14 protein-coding genes are annotated in these 16,287 nt (G+C 69.1%); 8 read left to right on the plus strand and 6 right to left on the minus strand.

All coding sequences use genetic code 11. The features are described 5' to 3' along the window. Positions 1-44 precede the first annotated feature (44 nt). From LGM42_RS02590 to LGM42_RS02610, 5 genes are all read left to right on the plus strand, one after another. Positions 45-1,274 carry an efflux RND transporter periplasmic adaptor subunit gene (locus LGM42_RS02590; protein WP_226231485.1) on the plus strand — a complete coding sequence of 410 codons (1,230 nt, stop codon included), beginning with the start codon at positions 45-47 and terminating at the stop codon, positions 1,272-1,274. A gap of 5 nt (positions 1,275-1,279) precedes the next feature. Beyond that, positions 1,280-2,791 carry an efflux transporter outer membrane subunit gene (locus tag LGM42_RS02595; RefSeq protein ID WP_226231706.1) on the plus strand — a complete coding sequence of 504 codons (1,512 nt, stop codon included), beginning with the start codon at positions 1,280-1,282 and terminating at the stop codon, positions 2,789-2,791. 34 nt (positions 2,792-2,825) lie between these two features. Next, entirely contained in the window at positions 2,826-3,521 is a 696-nt protein-coding gene (locus LGM42_RS02600; protein WP_226231486.1) for a heavy metal response regulator transcription factor, read from the plus strand. After that, entirely contained in the window at positions 3,518-5,011 is a 1,494-nt protein-coding gene (locus LGM42_RS02605) for a heavy metal sensor histidine kinase (protein WP_226231487.1), read from the plus strand. Before LGM42_RS02600 ends, LGM42_RS02605 begins: the two co-directional genes overlap by 4 nt. Before the next feature lie 99 nt (positions 5,012-5,110). Then, positions 5,111-5,698 (plus strand): LysE family translocator, encoded by a 588-nt coding sequence (locus LGM42_RS02610; protein ID WP_059574512.1) that lies wholly within the window; start codon positions 5,111-5,113, stop codon positions 5,696-5,698. A gap of 12 nt (positions 5,699-5,710) precedes the next feature. On the opposite strand, the gene LGM42_RS02615 is transcribed toward LGM42_RS02610, so the two are convergent. Then, positions 5,711-6,556 (minus strand): AraC family transcriptional regulator, encoded by an 846-nt coding sequence (locus tag LGM42_RS02615; RefSeq protein ID WP_226231488.1) that lies wholly within the window; start codon positions 6,554-6,556, stop codon positions 5,711-5,713. A 158-nt stretch (positions 6,557-6,714) separates the two neighbouring features. Here LGM42_RS02615 and LGM42_RS02620 point away from each other — a divergent pair, with 158 nt between their 5' ends. Then, a complete protein-coding gene (locus LGM42_RS02620) occupies positions 6,715-7,509 on the plus strand; it encodes an SDR family NAD(P)-dependent oxidoreductase (protein ID WP_226231489.1) in 795 nt (264 codons plus the stop codon). A 39-nt stretch (positions 7,510-7,548) separates the two neighbouring features. On the opposite strand, the gene LGM42_RS02625 is transcribed toward LGM42_RS02620, so the two are convergent. The 5 genes from LGM42_RS02625 to LGM42_RS02645 all read right to left on the minus strand — a co-directional run bounded on the left by LGM42_RS02625 (position 7,549) and on the right by LGM42_RS02645 (position 12,656). After that, complete coding sequence (locus LGM42_RS02625; protein ID WP_059639406.1) at positions 7,549-7,923, minus strand: hypothetical protein; 375 nt, start codon at positions 7,921-7,923, stop codon at positions 7,549-7,551. A gap of 210 nt (positions 7,924-8,133) precedes the next feature. After that, positions 8,134-9,204: an AI-2E family transporter gene (locus LGM42_RS02630; protein WP_059574519.1), complete on the minus strand. Its 1,071-nt coding sequence runs from the start codon at positions 9,202-9,204 to the stop codon at positions 8,134-8,136. Positions 9,205-9,340: 136 nt separating this feature from the next. Beyond that, on the minus strand, positions 9,341-10,450 hold the full coding sequence (locus tag LGM42_RS02635) for an NADH:flavin oxidoreductase/NADH oxidase (RefSeq protein ID WP_059574521.1): 1,110 nt from the start codon (positions 10,448-10,450) through the stop codon (positions 9,341-9,343). Between the two features lie 141 nt (positions 10,451-10,591). Further along, positions 10,592-11,278: a type 1 glutamine amidotransferase domain-containing protein gene (locus LGM42_RS02640; RefSeq protein ID WP_059574523.1), complete on the minus strand. Its 687-nt coding sequence runs from the start codon at positions 11,276-11,278 to the stop codon at positions 10,592-10,594. Between the two features lie 349 nt (positions 11,279-11,627). Then, positions 11,628-12,656 (minus strand): substrate-binding domain-containing protein, encoded by a 1,029-nt coding sequence (locus LGM42_RS02645; protein ID WP_124658109.1) that lies wholly within the window; start codon positions 12,654-12,656, stop codon positions 11,628-11,630. Between the two features lie 187 nt (positions 12,657-12,843). Here LGM42_RS02645 and LGM42_RS02650 point away from each other — a divergent pair, with 187 nt between their 5' ends. After that, a complete protein-coding gene (locus tag LGM42_RS02650; RefSeq protein WP_226231490.1) occupies positions 12,844-14,427 on the plus strand; it encodes a glycoside hydrolase family 68 protein in 1,584 nt (527 codons plus the stop codon). A 176-nt stretch (positions 14,428-14,603) separates the two neighbouring features. After that, positions 14,604-16,250, plus strand: coding sequence for a glycoside hydrolase family 32 protein (locus LGM42_RS02655; RefSeq protein WP_413227407.1), 1,647 nt, complete (start codon positions 14,604-14,606; stop codon positions 16,248-16,250). The last annotated feature ends 37 nt before the right edge of the window (positions 16,251-16,287 follow it).

Here is a 16,287-nt window from a genome sequence, read left to right on the forward strand (position 1 = left end):
TTTCGCCCCACTACCCGGTTGAATTGGTTGAATTGGTTGAATTCATGGAAGAGAAACATCACAGCGCCGTCGGCATCCAGGTGGACGAACACGGCATGCACCTGCCGGCGCGCGCGTCGGTGTCGCGACGCGGGCGGATCGTCGTGATCGTGGTCGGCGTGCTGCTGGCCGCCGGCGCCGCGCGCACGCTGATCGTCAACGGGCTGAACCGGCATCACCTCGACGCGGTCGCCGAGCAGAACACGCGCCAATATGTGAGCGTCGTGCATCCGGTCGACGCGGCCACTGGCGGCAAGCTGACGCTGCCCGGCACGCTGCGCGGCTTCGTCGAGGCGCCGATCCATGCACGCGCCAGCGGCTACGTGCTGCGCTGGCAGGCCGACATCGGCGCGCACGTGAAACAGGGGCAAACGCTCGCCGAACTCGACACGCCCGAGCTGAACCAGGAACTCGCGCAGGCCACCGCGCAGCGCCAGCAGGCGCAAGCGTCGCTCGCGCTCGCGAAGACGTCGTTCGACCGCGCGCAGCAGTTGCGCCAGCGCGATGCCGTGTCGCAACAGGAACTCGACGACCGGCAAGGCGCGTTCAACCAGGGCACCGCGAATCTCGCGGCGGCCGATGCGAACGTGCGCCGTCTCACCGAATTGAAGGGCTTCCAGCGGATCGTCGCGCCGATCGACGGGATCGTCACGCAGCGCAACATCGACGTCGGCGATCTCGTCAATTCCGGCAACGCGGGCCGCGCACTGTTCACGGTCGTGCAGGCCGACCGGCTGCGCCTGTACGTGCAGGTGCCGCAGGCGTATGCGCAGCAGGTGAAGGTCGGCCAGCACGTGAGCGTCGCGCAGGCCGAGCTGCCGGGCCGGACCTTCGACGGCACGATCACGCGCACGTCGCAGGCAATCGACGTCGCGACGCGCTCGCTGCAGATCGAGATCACGCTGCCGAACCCGGACGGGCGGCTGCTGCCCGGCGCGTACGTGCAGGCGACGCTGCCGATGACGCCGGTCGGCCGCCTGCAGGTGCCGGCCAATACGCTGCTGTTCCGCGCCGAAGGCCCGACGGTCGCGACCGTCGATGCGAACGGCCAGGTTCATCTGAAACAGGTGACGGTCGTGCGCACGATCGGCCAGACGCTCGAAGTCGACGGGCCGATCACGCCGAACGACCGCCTCGTCGCGAACCCGGGCGACGCGCTCGCGACTGGCGACCGGGTCGTCGTGCAGGCGCCGGCGGCGCAGCCGGCCTCGGCCGTCGCGGGAGCGAAGTCGTGAGTGCGATACGCATCCGTGTGCGGCCCGCGGCGCTCGCCGCCGTCGTCGCGGCCGCCGCCGTCGCCCTCGCCGGCTGCACGGTCGGCCCGGACTACCAACGCCCGGCTGTCGACACGCCGGCCGCGTGGCGGCTCGACCCGGCCGACGCATACTGGCACCCGGCCGCACCGGCCCGCGCACCGCTCGATCCGGCCTGGTGGACCGCGTTCGGCGACGCACAGCTCGACACGCTGGAAGCCGACGCGCTGCGCAACAACCAGAACCTGAAGGCGGTGGCCGCGCGCTACGACCAGGCGAAGGCGACGCTCGCGTCGGTCGCGTCCGCGCAGTATCCGGCCGTCGGGCTGAACGCGAGCGGCCAGCGCTTCAAGATCTCCGCCGACCGGCCGCAGACCAACTACGCGACGAAGAGCATGTCGACCGTGCAGAACGAGATCCAGGTCGGCGCGGCGGTCAGCTACGAACTCGACCTGTTCGGCCGCGTGCGGCGCAACGTCGAATCGGCACAGGCGAACAGCGAGCAGGCGCGCGACGATTTCGCGAACGCGCGCCTTGTGCTGAGCGCCGATCTCGCGTCGAGCTATTTCGCGTTGCGGGAACTCGACACCGAGATCGACGTCGTCAAGCGCTCGATCGCGTTGCAGCAAAAGGCGCTCGATTACGTGAGCGCGCGCCACGACCTCGGCGCGGTGTCGGGCCTCGACCTGCTGCAGCAGCGCGCGCAGCTCGACGCGACGCGCACGCAGGTGCAGTTGCTGATCCAGCAGCGCGCGCAGGTCGAAACCGCGATCGCGACGCTGGTCGGCACGCCGGCCCCCGAATTCTCGCTGCCGGCGCGCGTGGTGCCGATCAACGCGCCCGCGCTGCCGACCGGCATGCCGAGCGACCTGCTGCAGCGGCGCCCCGACGTCGCGTCGGCCGAGCGCGCGATGGCCGCCGCGAACGCGCAGATCGGCGTCGCGCGCGCCGCGTATTTCCCGCGCATCACGCTGTCGCCCGACATCGGCTGGGACGCGACGCGCTTCGCGGGCCTGTTTACCGTGCCGGCGCTGCTGTGGTCGGTCGGCGGATCGCTCAGCCAGCCGCTGTTCGAAGGCGGCAAGCTGAAGGCCGGCGTCGATTTCGCGCAGGCCGGCTACGTCGCCGCGCAGGCCAGCTACCGGCAGACCGTGCTCACCGCGTTCCAGGAGGTGCAGAATGCGGTAACCGGCCTGTCGGTGCTGGCGCAGGCGGCGCAGCAGGCATCGGCCGCCGTCGACGACGCGCGCAAGCTCGTGTCGCTCGCGCAGGATCGCTACGCGGGCGGCCTGACGCCGTTCATCGACGTGCTGACGGCCCAGCAGCAATTGCTGACGAGCGAGCGCCAGGCCGTGCAGATCCAGGGCCAGCGCGCGGCGCTCGTCGTGTTTCTCGCGAAGGCGCTCGGCGGCGGCTGGGACGGCGATGCGGCGAACGGTGCCGCGCCGTCCGACGTCGCGTCGGCGGCCCCGCGGCGCGGCGCGGGCGTCGGCCCTTGACCTGCCCTTAACCGGTTACGCGGACAACGAACCTATGAAAGTGCTGATCGTCGAAGACGAACCGAAAGTCGTCGAATACCTGAAGAGCGGCCTGACCGAGGAAGGCTGGGTCGTCGATACCGCGCTCGACGGCGAGGACGGTGCGTGGAAAGCCGTCGAATTCGACTACGACGTGGTCGTGCTCGACGTGATGCTGCCGAAGCTCGATGGCTTCGGCGTGCTGCGTGCGCTGCGCGCGCAGAAGCAGACGCCCGTGATCATGCTGACCGCGCGCGATCGCGTCGATGACCGCGTGCGAGGCTTGCGCGGCGGCGCCGACGACTACCTGACCAAGCCCTTCTCGTTCCTCGAGCTGATCGAACGGCTGCGTGCGCTGACGCGCCGCGCGCGCGTGCAGGAATCGACGCTGATCTCGATCGGCGACCTGCGCGTCGATCTGATCGGCCGCCGCGCGACCCGCGACGGCGCGCGGCTCGACCTGACCGCGCAGGAATTCCAGTTGCTCGGCGTGCTCGCGCGGCGCAGCGGCGAGGTGCTGTCGAAGACGACGATCGCCGAACTCGTGTGGGACGTGAACTTCGACAGCAACGCGAACGTCGTCGAGACGGCGATCAAGCGCCTGCGCGCGAAACTCGACGGCCCGTTCGCGGAGAAGCTGCTGCACACGATCCGCGGGATGGGCTACGTGCTCGAGGCGCGCGACGACGGCGACACGGAGCGGCGCGCATGAAACGCTCGATCATCCTGCGGCTCTCGGCGATGTTCGGCATCGTGTCGCTGCTGGTGTTCACGCTGGTCGGCTGCGGGCTGTTCGTGATGATGGAACGGCAACTGTTCGCCGAATTGCGCGCGACGCTCGACACGCGCGCCAAAGTCGCCGCGATGATCGTGTCGCACGCGACCACGGCCGCGCGCGGCCGCCTGATGCAGGAAAAGCTCGCCGACCTCGAACCGCCCGACGGGTCGACGCACTATCAGGTCGTCAGCCCCGACCCCGCGTTCCGCTTCGGCAGCCCCGTCAACGGCGTGCCGCTCGATCCGCCGTTCGGCGCGTTCCAGCGCTACCAGCTCAACGACAGCAGCTACGCGGTGATGACGAAAACCGTTACGCTGGCCGGCGCCGGCGAACGGCCGACGCTGCAGCTCGTCGTCGCGACGTCGTGCGAGCGTACGCAGCGGATGCTGCGCCGCTTCGGCTGGACGCTGGCCGCGCTGATCGCGACGGCCACCGTGATCACGCTGCTGCTGAGCCGCGCGGTCGCGCGCTTCGGGCTCGCGCCGCTCGACCGGCTGTCGCGGGACGCGGCGAGCGTGAGCGCGACGAACCGCCGCCAGCGCCTGCACACCGACGCGCTGCCGACCGAGCTGCGCGATCTCGCGACGTCGTTCAACGGCGCGCTCGAACGCATCCAGCAAACCTACGCGCGGCTCGAAGCGTTCAACGCGGACGTCGCGCACGAGCTGCGCACGCCGATCAGCATCCTGATCGGCCAGACCCAGGTCGCGCTGACGAGCCGCGACCGCTCGGTCGACCGGATGCGCCAGACGCTGCAGTCGAACCTCGAGGAATTCGAGCGGCTGCGCGTGATCATCAACGACATGCTGTTCCTGTCGCGCAGCGATCGCGGCGAACGCGCGACCGACCTGAAGGACGTGTCGCTGGCCGACGAGGTGCGGCGCATGCTCGACTTCCTCGAAATCCCGCTCGACGAGGCGCGGTTGCGCGCCGAACTGCACGGCGATGCGCGCGCGGCCGTCGATCCGTCGCTGTTCCGCCGCGCGATGACGAATCTGCTGATCAACGCGATCCAGCATTCGGCGCCCGGCGCGACGCTGAACGTGACGATCACGCACCGCGGCACGCTCGTCGAGATGGCCGTGTCGAACCCGGGCGAGCCGATCGACCCGGTGCAGCGCTCGCACGTGTTCGAACGTTTCTACCGGCTCGAGGAAGCGCGCGCGAACAGCAAGGAAAACCACGGGCTCGGGCTGTCGATCGTCAAGGCCGTGGCGGAGATGCACGGCGGCGGCGTGTTCGTCGCGTGCTCGGGCGGCGTCAATACGTTCGGCTTCTCGGTGTCGACGCAGCCCGGGTCGGGCGGGCCGCTGCGTCCCGGCGACGCCGCCGGCCCGCCCGATTCCACGGATTCCACCGATTCGGCGAATCCGGCCGATCTCCACGGCGCTCGCGCGGCGCACGCGCCGGGCGCACTGCACTGACGGCGGCCGCGCGCCGCCGAGGGCAGTTTTCTTCAATACGGACCGACGCGGCACCCGTAGTCTCGGTGCGACTTTCGACATGTCGCATGGAGACATCTGATGAGCATGCTGGTTTCGATGGCCGCGTTCGCGCTCGCCTCGTCGATCACCCCCGGTCCCGTCAACATCGTCGCGCTCGGCGCGGGCGCGCGCCACGGCCTCGGCGCGAGCCTGCGCTACGCGGCCGGCGCGACGCTCGGCTTCGTCGCGCTGTTCCTGCTGATCGGCCTCGGCCTGCATGCGGCGCTCGCGCGCTGGCCCGTGCTGACGACGGCCACGCAGTGGTCGGGGATCGCGTTCCTGCTGTATATGGCGTTGCGGCTTGCGCTCGACGACGGCCGGCTGTCGGCCGATCCGGACGTGGCCGGCCCGTCGGCGGCGGCCGGCGCGGCGATGCAGTGGCTCAACCCGAAGGCGTGGCTCGCATGCGTGGCCGCGATGGGCGCATATGCGGCCGATGGCGACCGCGCGCAGGTCTGGCAGTTCGCCGCGCTGTATCTGGTGATCTGCTTCGCGTCGATCGCATGCTGGGGCTATGCGGGCGCGTCGTTGCGGCACCGGCTCGCGAACGCACGGCGCATGCGCGTGTTCAACCGGCTGATGGCGCTGCTGCTCGCGGGCAGCGCGCTGTTGCTGCTCGACGTGTAGCGGCTTCGCCGGTCAGCGCATCGCACTGCGGTACTGCCCGGGCGTCGCGGCCGCGATTCGCCGAAAGGCGCGCTGGAAATGCGCCTGGTCCGCAAAGCCGGCATCGAGCGCGACTTCGGCGATCGGCCGGCCGCGGCGCAGCTCCGTGCGGCCGTACTGCACGCGCCGATCGATCAGGAACGCATGCGGCGTCATTCCGTAGCGCGCATTGAATGCGCGGATCAGGTACGACGGCGACAGGTCGGCCGCCGCGCAGATCGCATCGAGCGTGACGGCCTCGCGGCAATGGGCGGCGATGTAGTCGGCCGCGCGCGCGAGCTTCGCGTTGTCGTCGCCCGGCCGCGAATCGGGCGGTTCGCGTTCGAGCACGCCGTGCAGCGCCGTGAAGAATTCGACCGCCGCGCTCTCCTTGCCGAGCGCATCGACGCGTGGCGACACGAGCGTGCGGTAGAAGCCGCCGAATTGCGCGAACAGATCGCCGCGCTCGGTCCACTTCGTCGAAAACCCGTGAAAATCGCGGTTCGGATCGCGGCCCAGCGCGTGTTGCAGCCGCGCGAGCCACGGCACGTCGACATAGACCATCCGGTACGCCCACGCATCGGGGCCGTACGGGTTGCACGCGTGCACCTGCTCGGGATCGATGATCACGAGCACGCCGCGCCCGACGTGTGCGTTCGTCGCACCGTTCACGTACGTGCTCGTGCCGCCGACGATCGCGCCCACCGAAAACGTGTCGTGCGTGTGCTTTGCATAGCAGATCGCGCGCCCGTCGTCGACGGTACGCGCCTCGATGAACGGCAGCGCCGCATCGCGCCAGAACGGCGACGGCACGGCGGATCGGTTGGCGGTACGGCTCACGCGGCAGGCTCCCGGTTCGGACGAACGCTCACCGTACAAGACTGTGCGGCGCCGCGCAACAGCGAACCGACGCCTGGCGGCTGGATCGCCTAAGCTTTGAATTCGGCCGCCGCGGCAGACGCGGCGGGTTCCGCTTCCTCTTCCAACCGGTACCACTCATGCAGATCGATCTGAAAGGCAAGACCGCGGTCGTCACCGCTTCCACCGCCGGCATCGGCTTCGCGATCGCCGAAGGGCTCGTGCGCGCCGGCGCGCACGTCGTCGTCAACGGCCGCAGCGACGCGTCGGTGCAGTCCGCGCTCGACAAACTGCGCGACGCCGTGCCAGACGCAAGCCTCGACGGCGTCGCCGCCGACCTGTCCGACGCGGCCGGCGTCGCGCGCGTCACGCAGCACACGCCGGATGCCGACATTCTCGTCAACAACGCGGGCATCTACGGCCTGAAGCCGTTCTTCGACATCGACGACGCCGAATGGGAACATTATTTTCAGATGAACGTGATGTCCGGCGTGCGGCTCGCGCGGCATTACCTGAAAGGGATGATCGAACGCAATGCCGGGCGCATCGTGTTCATTTCGTCGGAATCGGGCTTGAACATCCCGGTCGACATGATTCATTACGGGTTCACGAAAACCGCGCAACTGTCGATCGCGCGCGGCCTCGCGAAGCTCGCGGCCGGCACCCGCGTGACCGTCAATTCGGTGCTGCCGGGGCCGACGATGTCGGAAGGCGTGCGCGAGATGCTGAAGGCGCAGGCCGACGAAACGGGCCGCAGCATCGACGACATCGCGGTGGACTTCGTGCGCAGCGAGCGCGCGAGCTCGATCATCCAGCGACCGGCGACGACCGAGGAAGTCGCGAACCTGGTCGTGTACGTGTGCTCGCCGCAGGCGTCGGCGACGACCGGCGCGGCGTTGCGCGTCGATGGCGGCGTGGTCGACACGATCGCGTGACGACTGCGTGACACGCTCGCGCGGCGCAGGGCGGCCGCGCTAGCGCGAAGCGGCCTTGTCCGAGCGAAGCGCGCCCTTGCGATCGGCGTCCATGCAGGAATCGAAGCCGTACCGCGTGACGACGCCGGCCTTGTCGAACACGACGAAGTACGCGCGGTGATCGTTGCCGTGCTCGATGAAATAGTTGTAGCAGACGCCGCTGCCGTTGCGGACCATCCACACGCTGCGCGGGTTGCCGGCGGCGCGGACGACGTCGGCGCGCGTCGCGCCATGCCGCGACGCGGCCCGCGCGAGCGGCGTGCGCGAGTACGAGAACGGCAGCCACGCGTCGAACCAGGCACAGCCGTGCAACATCAGGCAGCCGGCGGCCACGGACAGCGCCGCCGCGGGACGGGACATCGAAATCAATCGCATGCTCGGGAAATCTGCTGCGCCATGCCGGCGTGATCGAAAGCCCCATGCTACTCGACCTTTGGGTCCGGATCGAAAAGAAATGTAGAGATCTCTGTCCGAATCCCCGCGCTGGCGTGCATCCGCGCCAGCCGAATCGTCAACGAACGTTGCAACCGGCGCCCGTGCACGCATCCGCGCCGCTGCACCGCCGCGTCGAACCGGCATGCGCGGTCAGGCAATCCATTCGGCCCACAGCATCGTCAGCACCGTCATCAGCGCGGGACCGACGAACAGCCCGATCAGGCCGAACGTCTCCGCCCCGCCGAGGATGCCGAACAGCACGAGCAGGAACGGCAGCCGTGTCGAACCGCCGATCAGCACCGGCCGCACGAAATGCTCGGCGACGAACACGACGATGAACCCGAGCGCCGCGATCACGACGGCCCACATCGTCGCCCCCTGCACGAACAGCCAGAGCGCCGCGCCGCAGAACACGACCGGCGCGCAGAACGGCAGCATCGCGGCGACCGCCGTGACGAGGCCGAGCAGCGCCGCGTGCGGAACGCCCGCGAGCGCATAGGCGACGCCGAGCAACGCGCCCTCGCCGAGCCCGACGACGACGAGCCCCGTCACCGTGCCGTACACGGCCGCGACCATGCGCTCGATCAGTTCCGCGCCGTTGCGCCCGAACGCACGCCGCGCGCCCTGCAGCAACGCACCCGACAGCTTGTGGCCCGCGCGCAGGATCACGAACAGCGTGACGAGCATGAAGCCGAATTCGAGCAGCACGTGCGCGAGCTTCGTGCCGAAGTGCCGGCCGAACGCGATGAATTTCTCGCCGTTGACACCGTGCATCGCGGTGGCCGCATGCAGCGGATGGCCGAGATTGGCCTGCCACCATTCGGTGATCTGCGCCGCGCCGTACGGCAACCGGCTGACCACGTCCGGCAGCGGAATGCCGTTGTCCTGGATCGTGCGCAGCCACTCGCGCAGATCGTGCGCCTGCGCGATCGCCTGGGTCGTCGCGACGGCCACCGGCAGCACGACGAGCAGCGAAATCGCCGCCGTGATGACGGTCGCGATCAGCGTCGGCCGGTTGCGGAACAGCCGGTGCGATTCAAAGCATTTCAGCAGCGGCCACATCGCGATGGCGATCACGCAGGCCCATGCGATGGCGGGAATGAAATCGCGGATCACCCACAGCGCGAGCACCAGCAACGCCGCATACAGCGCGACGCGGGCGATCTGCTGGGCGCGCGGCCGCGCGGCGGAATCGGAAGACGACGGGACATGCGCGCCCATGGCACCTCGGTCGAAATGAAAAAATGGCGGTTCGCGCAGGCAACCGGCCTGCGCGAACCGCCATTCTATCCATCGGCGCCGGATCGGCGGCACGCGCGATGCGCGGCCGCCCGGGCGCTGCGTCGTCACGCGTCGCTCACGCCACCTTGTCGGCGACCCGGTAGCGCTCGAGCCAGTGCGCGTACGGCGCGGGCAGCGTCCACGACGGACGCTCGACACCGAGCTGCCTGGCCGCGTAGTACGGCCAGTGCGGGTCGGCCAGGTGCGCGCGGCCGACCATCACGAGATCGAGTTGCTGCTCCGCCACCACGCGATTCGCCAGTTGCGGCGTATCGATCCCCCACGCGGACGACACCGGCAGCCCGGCCTCGCGGCGCACGCGCTCGGCGATCGGCGCGAGAAACGCCGGGCCCCACGGAATCTGGGCGTCGGGCGTCGAGAAGCCGACCGACACGCTCAGCATGTCGAGCCCTTCGAGCTTCATCCGCTGCGTGAGCGCGATCGACTCGGCGAGCGTCTCCTCGTCGCGACCGTCGTATTCGATCACGCCCAGGCGCGCGGTCAACGGCAGATGCTCGGGCCAGACCTTGCGAACGGCCGCGAGCGTGTCGACGAGGAAACGGCCGCGGTTCTCGGCGGAACCGCCGTATTCATCGGTGCGCTGGTTCGAATGCACCGAGAAGAAGCTCTGGCCGAGATAGCCGTGCGCGAAGTGCAGCTCCAGCCATTCGAAACCGAGGTCGCGCGCGCGCCGCGCCGCCGCGACGAAGTCGGCCTGCACGCGCGCGATGTCGTCGCGCGTCATTTCGCGCGGCACCTTCGGCAGATGCGCGCCGAACGGCACGGCCGACGGCGCGATGGTCTGCCAGCCGCGCGGATCGCCGTCGGCGATATGGTCGTCGCCTTCCCACGGGCGGTTGGCGCTCGCCTTGCGGCCCGCGTGCGCGAGCTGGATACCGGGCACCGCGCCGGCCGCCTTGATCGCCGCGACCGACGGCGCGAACGCGTCGGCCTGCGCGTCGTTCCACAACCCCGCGCAGCCCGGCGTGATGCGGCCTTCCGGCGACACGGCCGTCGCCTCCGCGATCACGAGGCCCGCGCCGCCGCGCGCGATGCCGGCCAGATGCACGTGATGCCAGTCGTTGACGACGCCGTCCTCGGCGACGTACTGGCACATCGGCGGCACCGCGATACGGTTGCGCAGCGTGACATCCTTGAGTTTGAACGGTTCGAACAGGGCAGACATCCACGACTCCTTTGCTTGGTTCTGCAAAACGGCTGGGAATGCGCCGTACGGGGCGCACGGCGCAACGATGCGGGCCGTCGGCGGGCCGGCTGCGCCCGGCGACGGCAAGGACGCGGCGCCGGCCGGGCCGGCGCCGCGTGTTTAGCGGTGGCCGAGCTTCGCGAGCAGCGCCTCGGCCGCGGGCGCCGAAGACGCGGGGTTCTGCCCGGTGATCAGCAGCCCGTCGGTGACGACATGCGGCGCCCAGTCGGCGCTGCGCTCGAATGCCGCGCCGTTGGTCTTCAGCATGTCCTCGACGAGGAACGGCACGACTTCGGTCAGCTCGACGGCCGCTTCCTCGCTGTTGGTGAAGCCCGTCGCACGCTTGCCGCGCACGACCGACTCGCCGGTCTGCGGGTTCTTCACGTGGCGCAGCACGCCCGGCGCGTGGCAGACCGCGGCGACCGGCTTGCCGGCCGCGAGCGCGCGCTCGATCAGGCCGATCGAATGCAGATCCTCGGCGAGATCCCACAGCGGGCCGTGACCGCCCGGGTAGAACACGGCGTCGTAATCGTCCATCGACACATCGGCCAGCTTGCGCGTCGACGCGAGTTCGGCCCGGGCCGCCGCATCGGCGTCGAAGCGGCGCGTCGCGTCGGTCTGGGCCGTCGGGTCGCTGCTTTTCGGGTCGAGCGGCGGCTGGCCGCCCTTCGGCGACGCCAGCGTCAGCTCGACGCCCGCATCCTTGAACGTGTAGTACGGCGCGGCCAATTCCTCGAGCCAGAAGCCGGTTTTCTTGCCGGTGTCGCCGAGCGTGTCGTGCGAGGTCAGGACAACCAGAATCTTCATGATCGGACACTCCTTCGAAAATGAACGGGGAACGACGCCGCACGTCGCGGCACGCCTGTCGGTTAGTCAGGCCGCGCGCGGCAACGTGCGAATCATTTCTCCGCATGCGATATATGCCTATTAGACCAGTCGTCTAGAAGCGGCCGAAATAAAACGACGGCATCCCGCTGCCTGAATCCGCCAGGGACGTCGCCGCATTCACCGGCACGGATCATATCCCTGGATTAGACCGGTCGTCTAGAAGAACACGCATTCGCCCCTGCCGACGTCATGGCCTTTGCGACGGCGCGTCGTTCGACCACGCCCGCCGCCCCGCTCATCCGCCCTCGGTTCGCCGCGGCCGGAGGACCTAGCCGCGCAACGGACCGTCCGTGTCGCCCGCTTCGATCGTCGGCGCTTCGAGCCGATGCTCATGCGCGCCGTCGTCCAGCAGCCGCAGCATCAGTTCCGCCAGCGCGCGCCCGGATGCATGCCCGGTCGGCTGCACGACCGCCGTGACACGATACGGATGCGCGATATCGGGCGGCACGCCGTCATAGACGATCAGCGACAGGTCCGCACCCAGGCGCACCCCGCTGTCGACCAGCGCGCGAAATGCGCCGCCGCCCGCAATGTTGTTGTCGACCAGCAGCGCGGTCGGCGGCTCGGCCTGTGCAAGCAGCGCCCGCGCTGCCTGCCCCCCGCCGTCGTGCGTAAACGGGCACTCGACGAGCAGCGCCGGATCCGCGTCGATACCGGCTTCGCGCAATGCCGACAGACAGCCGGCGCGCCGTTGCGCGGCGAAATTCAGCGCCAGCGGTGCGCTGATCATCGCGATGCGCCGATGCCCGAAGCCGATCAGCCGGCGCACCGCGTCGCGCGCGCCCGCCTCGTTGTCGAAGTCGAACCATGCATACGGGCCGGCCGACTGCGTGCGGCCGTACGCGACATACGGAAACGCGCTCGCCTGCAGGTACGCGAGCCGCGGATCGTCGACCAGCGTGCGCGCGACGATCAGCCCGTCGACGAGCTTGCCGTCGACGATCCGCCGGTAGGTGTCCAGTTCCGCATTCGGTCGCGCGGACGCGATGATGAAATCGAGATTGCGCTCGGCGAGCCGCTCGGTGATGCCCGCGACGACCTCGCCGAAGCGCGGATCGCCGAGATCGCCGGCGCCGAACGGATAGACGATGCCGATCATGTCGGCCCGCCCCGTCGCCAGCCGGCGCGCGGTCGGATCGGCCACGTAGCCCATTTCCCGCGCGGCCTTCGCCACGCGCTCGCGCGTCGCCTCGCTGACGTCGTCGTAACCGTTCAACGCACGGCTGACCGTCGTGCGCGACAGACCGAGCGCGTCCGACAGCGCCTTCAGATTCACCTTCACCGTCACTCCTCGCATTCGCCGCTCCGCCCGGCCGCCCGACCATCGGGACACGCCGACCAGGTAATTATTTCCAATTGGTAACGATTACCGTCAATTAAATATCTTTTGCGTTCCAAACCGGTTTGAAATAGCATCCAAACCGGTTTGGACATCGATGCCCACTCAGCCGTTCACTTTCACCTTTCCAGGAAACAACGACGAGATGACATACTTTCCCCTTTTCCGCCCGACCGCGGCCAAACGTTTGCTGCTCGCTGGCGGCGCACTCGCCGCCTTCGCGTCCGTCGCGCACGCGCAGTCCGGCGGCACGGGCGCGCCCATGCCCACGCCCCACACGCAGCAAGCCTACGATCCCGAAGGCAACTTCACGATGCGCTGGACGCGAGCGGACATCCGCCAGATCGTCGCGCAATCGCACACCGCCGGTGCCGACAAGAACTCGCTGCCGCAAGCACTGACGATGCCGGACATCCCGCAGGACTTCCCGCTGATCAACTCGAACGTGTGGGTGTGGGACACGTGGCCGCTGGCCGACCTGCGCGCGAACCAGCTCAGCTACAAGGGCTGGGAGGTGATCTTCTCGCTCACCGCCGATCCGCACGCGGGCTACACGTTCGACGACCGGCACGTGCACGCCCGCATCGGCTTCTTCTATCGCCGCGCGGGCATCCCCGCGTCGCAACGCCCCGCGAACGGCGGCTGGACCTGGGGCGGCCACCTGTTCCCGGACGGCGCGAGCGCCAAGGTATTCGGCACCGCGCCGATGACCAACAACGCCGAATGGTCGGGCTCCGCGCGCCTCACGCACGGCAGCAACGTCAGCCTGTACTACACCGCGACGTCGTTCAACCGCTCGGCGCCCGGCGGCGCCGACATCACGCCGCCGCAGGCGATCATCACGCGCGCCGACGGCAACATCCACGCCGACGACAAGCACGTGTGGTTCACCGGCTTCGGCGATCACAAGGCGCTGCTGGAACCGGACGGCAAGTACTACCAGACCGGCCAGCAGAACACCTACTTCTCGTTCCGCGATCCGTTCGTGTTCACCGACCCCGCGCATCCGGGCAAGACCTACATGGTGTTCGAAGGCAACACCGGCGGCCCGCGCGGCGCACGCACCTGCACCGAGGCCGATCTCGGCTACGCGCCGAACGATCCGAACCGCGAAGACCTCAACGCGGTGATGAATTCGGGCGCAGTGTATCAAAAGGCCAACGTCGGCCTCGCGGTCGCGACGAACCCGCAACTGACCGAGTGGAAGTTCCTGCCGCCGATCCTGTCGGCGAACTGCGTCGACGACCAGACCGAGCGCCCGCAGATCTATCTGAAGGACGGCAAGTACTACCTGTTCACGATCAGCCACCGCACGACGATGGCGGCCGGCGTCGACGGCCCGGACGGCGTGTACGGCTTCGTCGGCAACGGCATCCGCAGCGACTTCCTGCCGCTGAACGGCGGCAGCGGCCTCGTGCTCGGCAACCCGACCGACTTCTCGGCCCCGGCCGGCGCGCCGTATTCGCAGGACCCGAACCAGAACCCGCGCGAATTCCAGTCGTATTCGCACTACGTGATGCCGGGCGGGCTCGTCGAGTCGTTCATCGATGCGATCGGCCCGCGCCGCGGCGGCACGCTCGCACCGACGGTGAAGGTGAACATCAACGGCACGTCGACGTCGGTCGACCGCGCGTATGGACGCGGCGGCCTCGGCGGCTACGGCGACATCCCGGCGAACCTGCCCGCGACGGGGGCCGGCCACAACGACGGCAACGCCCAGGCCAATTAGGATGACCAACAATAACCGTCGTCGATAAAGGCACGAGGTTCAGGAGGCGCGTATCGCGCGTGTCGCGTGTGCGCCTCCTCTTTTTTCTTTCCTCCATTGCGCATGCCGTCGTTGCAGCGGCATTCGCCCTCCTTTCCCGCTTCGCCCGACGGAGCACCGGATCACGCATGAGATCAATGTTGTTCGGCCTTTCCGGCCCTTCCGGCCTTTCCGTCCATTTCGCCGCGCTGCTGCTTGCCGCGGCCGCCTGCACGCATGCCGCCGCCGCACCCTGCGGCGCGCCGGCCGAAAACGGCACGCCGCAATGGCGCCCGGCCCTCCACTACACGCCGCAGCGCAACTGGATGAACGATCCCAACGGGCTCGTGTACGAGAACGGCCGCTATCACCTGTTCTATCAGTACAACCCGCTCGGCAACGACTGGGGCAACATGTCGTGGGGCCATGCGACCAGCACCGATCTCGTCCACTGGCGCGAGCAGCCAGTCGCGATGCGCGCGAACGCCACCGAGGAAATCTTCTCGGGCTCGATCGTCGCCGATACGCTGAATACGTCCGGCCTCGGCACACCGGGCCACGCGCCGCTCGTCGCGCTTTACACGAGCGTCTACAAGCCCGGCTCGGGTCACGCACCCGGCATACAGGCGCAGTCGCTCGCGTACAGCCTCGATCGGGGCGCGACCTGGCAGCCGTATGCGCACAATCCGGTGCTGACGCTCGACCCGGAATCGAAGCAATTTCGTGATCCGAAAGTGTCGTGGTATGCGCCGGGCGGCTACTGGTTGATGACGACGGTCGTCGCCGACGCGCACGTCGTGAAGCTCTATCGTTCCGACGACCTGCTCCACTGGTCGTTCCTGAGCGACTTCACGCTGCCCGACGTGCCGCATGCGGGCGCGCTGTGGGAAATGCCGGATCTCGTGCCGCTGCCGCTCGACGGCGATCCGGAGCGAATCAAATGGGTGATGATCGTCAACGTCAACCCGTGGTCGATCGCCGGCGGTTCCGGCGCGATGTATTTCGTCGGCAACTTCGACGGCCGCACGTTCGTGCCCGACCGCGTCGCGCCGGCCGGCTCGGATCCCGCGCAATTCCGCTGGGTCGATCACGGCGCCGATTTTTATGCGGCCGGCACGTTCTCCGGCGCGCCCGGCGCCCGGCCGGTCGCGATCGCATGGATGAGCAACTGGGATTACGCGGCGAAAGCGCCGACCGCCCCGTGGCGCGGCGCAACCACGCTGCCGCGCGAGCTGTCGCTGAAGACGATCGGCGGCGAGCCGACCCTCGTCGTCGCGCCAGCCGCCGCCTTCGACGCATGGGCCGACGGCCGCCCCGCCGTGCACGAAGGCGACGTCACGGTCGACTCCGCGACGCGGGTGCTGTCGGCCGCGACGCGCGGCGTCGTCCAGCGCATCACGGTGACGATCTCGCCTCGGCATGCGGCGCGCGCGGGCCTGATCGTCCGGCGCTCGGCCGACGGCTCGACCGGCACGCGGATCGTGTACGACACGACGAAGCGCACGCTGACGCTCGACCGGTCGCAATCCGGCGACACGAATTTCGCCGGCACGTTCAGCCGCGAGCACATCGTCGATCTGCCGCTCGAGCACGGGCAACTGCGGCTCGAAATCGTCGTCGATCGCGGGTCGGTCGAAGTATTCGCGAACGGCGGCCGCGTGGCGCTGACCGACCTGATCTTTCCGCCGCTCGAGGCGGACCGCGTGGCCGTGTTCGCCGAGCACGGCCGCGCGACGTTCTCGGGATTGACGGTGACGCAGCTGAAAGCCGGCGACGATACGCGTGGCGCCTGCGCGTCCCGATAGGTGCGGGTGACGGGGCCGCCCGCCCGGCATCGCATCG

Source organism: Burkholderia sp. AU39826 (assembly GCF_020419965.1).
Taxonomy (GTDB): Bacteria; Pseudomonadota; Gammaproteobacteria; order Burkholderiales; family Burkholderiaceae; genus Burkholderia; species Burkholderia semiarida.

Bases quoted from the DNA above. Each gene is read 5' to 3' on its own strand.
- LGM42_RS02590 (WP_226231485.1), top strand. From the start codon at position 45: ATGGAAGAGAAACATCACAGCGCCGTCGGCATCCAGGTGGACGAACAC.
- LGM42_RS02600 (WP_226231486.1), top strand. From the start codon at position 2,826: ATGAAAGTGCTGATCGTCGAAGACGAACCGAAAGTCGTCGAATACCTG.
- LGM42_RS02605 (WP_226231487.1), top strand. From the start codon at position 3,518: ATGAAACGCTCGATCATCCTGCGGCTCTCGGCGATGTTCGGCATCGTG.
- LGM42_RS02610 (WP_059574512.1), top strand. From the start codon at position 5,111: ATGAGCATGCTGGTTTCGATGGCCGCGTTCGCGCTCGCCTCGTCGATC.
- LGM42_RS02620 (WP_226231489.1), top strand. From the start codon at position 6,715: ATGCAGATCGATCTGAAAGGCAAGACCGCGGTCGTCACCGCTTCCACC.
- LGM42_RS02625 (WP_059639406.1), bottom strand. From the start codon at position 7,923: ATGCGATTGATTTCGATGTCCCGTCCCGCGGCGGCGCTGTCCGTGGCC.
- LGM42_RS02630 (WP_059574519.1), bottom strand. From the start codon at position 9,204: ATGGGCGCGCATGTCCCGTCGTCTTCCGATTCCGCCGCGCGGCCGCGC.
- LGM42_RS02635 (WP_059574521.1), bottom strand. From the start codon at position 10,450: ATGTCTGCCCTGTTCGAACCGTTCAAACTCAAGGATGTCACGCTGCGC.
- LGM42_RS02640 (WP_059574523.1), bottom strand. From the start codon at position 11,278: ATGAAGATTCTGGTTGTCCTGACCTCGCACGACACGCTCGGCGACACC.
- LGM42_RS02645 (WP_124658109.1), bottom strand. From the start codon at position 12,656: ATGCGAGGAGTGACGGTGAAGGTGAATCTGAAGGCGCTGTCGGACGCG.
- LGM42_RS02650 (WP_226231490.1), top strand. From the start codon at position 12,844: ATGACATACTTTCCCCTTTTCCGCCCGACCGCGGCCAAACGTTTGCTG.
- LGM42_RS02655 (WP_413227407.1), top strand. From the start codon at position 14,604: ATGTTGTTCGGCCTTTCCGGCCCTTCCGGCCTTTCCGTCCATTTCGCC.